The following is a 2,780-nucleotide window of genomic DNA, read 5'->3' as shown; positions in this document are numbered from 1 at the left end:
CCCCGTCGCCGGCCGCCCCGATCCCCGGCTGGACCAACTCGTCGGCATGTTCGTCGGGACGCTCGTCCTCCGGACCCCGGTCGACTCGGCCGATTCGTTCCGCGAAGTGCTGACCAGAACCCGCGATGCGGACCTCGGTGCATTCATGCACGCCGACGTGCCCTTCGAGATGCTCGTCGACGTGCTGGCGCCGGAGCGGTCCACGACGCACACACCGTTGTTCCAGGTCCTGATCGACTATGGGACCGAGGTACCACTCCACCTCGAGCTGCCGGACCTGACGGTGACGGTCGCCGAGGACGCTCCGCCCCTCGCGAAGTTCGACCTTCAGCTCACCCTCCGCGAACATGCGGACCCCGCACACCCCGGCCTGTCGGCCGCGTTGACCTATGCCACCGACATCTTCGACCGCACCACCGTCGAGAGTGTCGCGGTGCGCTTCCTCCGGCTCCTCGACTCGGTGACCGCGGACCCCGCCCGGCCAGTCGGGGACGTCGACCTCCTCGACGCCACCGAACGGGCCACGCTGACGACCGGGTGGAATACCCCTTCGCCCGTGGCGGAACCAGCCGAGGCCACACTCGCCGACCGGTTCACTCGGTCCGTCCACCGCTTCGCCGGCGAATCGGTGCTGACCGATGCCGACGAAACGCTCACCTACGCGGCACTCGGTGCCCGCGTCTACCGACTCGCCCGGCGTCTCGTCGAACTGGGCGCCGCCCCCGACACGGTCGTCGCCGTAGCACTGCCACCCTCGATCGATCTGGTCGTCGCCCTGCTGGCCGCACAGCAAGCGGGAGCCGGCTACCTCGCCCTCGACGTCGGTCACCCGGCGGACCGGCTCGACGCCACGATGTCCGACGCTGCCCCGGTGTGTCTCGTCTCCTCCACCGACCACGCGGCCCGCTTGCGGAGGGACCTGCCCACGGTGCTCGTCGACGACGCGGACACACGCGGGTGCCTGATGGATCTGTCGCCGGAACCGATCACCGATCCGGAGCGACGGGCCGGGCTCACCCCCGACGCGGTCGCGTACGTCGTGTACACGTCGGGGTCGACCGGACGCCCGAAAGGTGTCGTGGTGACACACCGCAATGTCGCGACGCTGTTCGACAACACGCGGACTGCGTTCGAGTTCGCCGAGACCGACGTGTGGACGCTCTTCCACTCGGCCGCCTTCGACTTCTCGGTATGGGAGTTGTGGGGCGCCCTCCTGCACGGTGGCCGCCTCGTCGTCGTCGACACCGTCACCGCGCGGTCACCCGACGAGTTCCTGGGCCTGCTCGGCCGGGAGCGGGTGACGGTCCTGTGCCAGACGCCCACCGCGTTCGCCCAGTTGGCCGCGGCGGAACGGAACCAGCCGACCGACCTGGCGTTGCGGTGCGTCGTCTTCGGCGGCGAAGCCCTCGAGCACGGTCACCTCGTCGACTGGCTCGACCGGCACCAACCAACCCGACCGCAGCTCGTGAACATGTACGGCATCACCGAGACCACCGTGCACGTGACCAGGCATCCCCTCGGCGATACCCGTCCCGCTGCGCGGTCGGTCATCGGCCGGGCCGTTCCGGGGCTGCGCGTGTACGTCCTCGACCGGCGGCTCCACCCCGTACCCACCGGAGTGACCGGCGAGATGTACGTTGCCGGGAACCAGGTCACCCGTGGGTACCTGCACCGGTCCGGGCTGACGGTGACCCGGTACGTGGCGGACCCGGCCGGGCGCGGAGAACGCATGTACCGCACCGGTGACCTCGCACGTTGGACCGCGCAGGGTCAACTCGAGTTCCTCGGACGTAGTGATGCCCAAGTTCAGCTGCACGGCTACCGAATCGAGCCCGGCGAGGTCGAGGCCACGCTCGTCCGCCACCCGGATGTCGCACAGGCCGCGGTGTCGGTTCGTTCCGACGACCGAGGCGCCGAGCGCCTGATCGGGTACGTCGTGCCCGCCCGGGACGGTGCACAGACGAGGACTGTCGACATCGGTCGCGTCCTCGGCTTCGCCCGAACGACTCTCGCACCGCAGATGGTGCCGGCAACGCTGGTGGTCCTGGACCGCCTGCCGCTGACCCCGAACGGCAAGCTCGATCGCCGGCAGTTGCCCGCACCCGACTTCGCCGAACACGTCGCCACGGGTCGCGCTCCGGCGACCGTGACGGAGACGGCCCTCGCCGCGGTTTTCGCGGAGGTCCTCGGCGTGCCGTCCGTGAGTGCCGACGAATCCTTCTTCGCACTCGGTGGCGACAGCATCATGGCCATCCAATTGGTGGCCCGTGCCCACGAGGACGGTGTCTTCGTTACTCCCCGCGACGTTTTCGAGCACCAGACCGTGGCCGCACTCGCCGAGGTGGCGGCCACCCGGAACCCGGACGTGCTGGCCGAGCTTCCCGGCGGTGGTGTCGGGACCGCACCGCTCGTGCCGATCGCGCGGTGGTTGCTCGAACGCGGCGGCAACCTCGACACGTACTGCCAAGCAGTCCTGCTCACCGCACCACCCGACCTGGACACCGACACCCTCACCGCCACCGTGCAGACGGTCCTCGACCACCACGACATGCTCCGAGCCCGACTCCGGCGCGGGATATCGGACCAGGACACCGTCCTCGAGATCCCACCGGCCGGAACAATCGCGGCCGCACCCCTCATCACCCACGTCGCGGTCGAGACGCACTCCGACAACGACCTCGCCGCGATGGCACGCGCGCAACTCGACGCCGCAACGCACCGACTCGATCCCGAGAACGGGATCATGCTCCAACTCGTCTGGCTCGACCCCCGCACCCAAC

1 protein-coding gene is annotated in these 2,780 nt (G+C 69.6%); it reads left to right on the top strand.

Annotated elements, in window-relative coordinates; all coding sequences use genetic code 11:
* Window positions 1-2,780: non-ribosomal peptide synthetase (locus QM806_RS40760; protein WP_283295029.1), on the top strand; the 2,780-nt coding region annotated here is incomplete at both ends.

Origin of the sequence: Rhodococcus sp. IEGM 1351 (assembly GCF_030056875.1) — a bacterium.
In the GTDB taxonomy this organism is placed as follows: Bacteria; Actinomycetota; Actinomycetes; order Mycobacteriales; family Mycobacteriaceae; genus Rhodococcus_F; species Rhodococcus_F opacus.
Note: the sequence above shows the minus strand (reverse complement) of the source record. Positions and strands in the feature narration are given on the sequence as shown.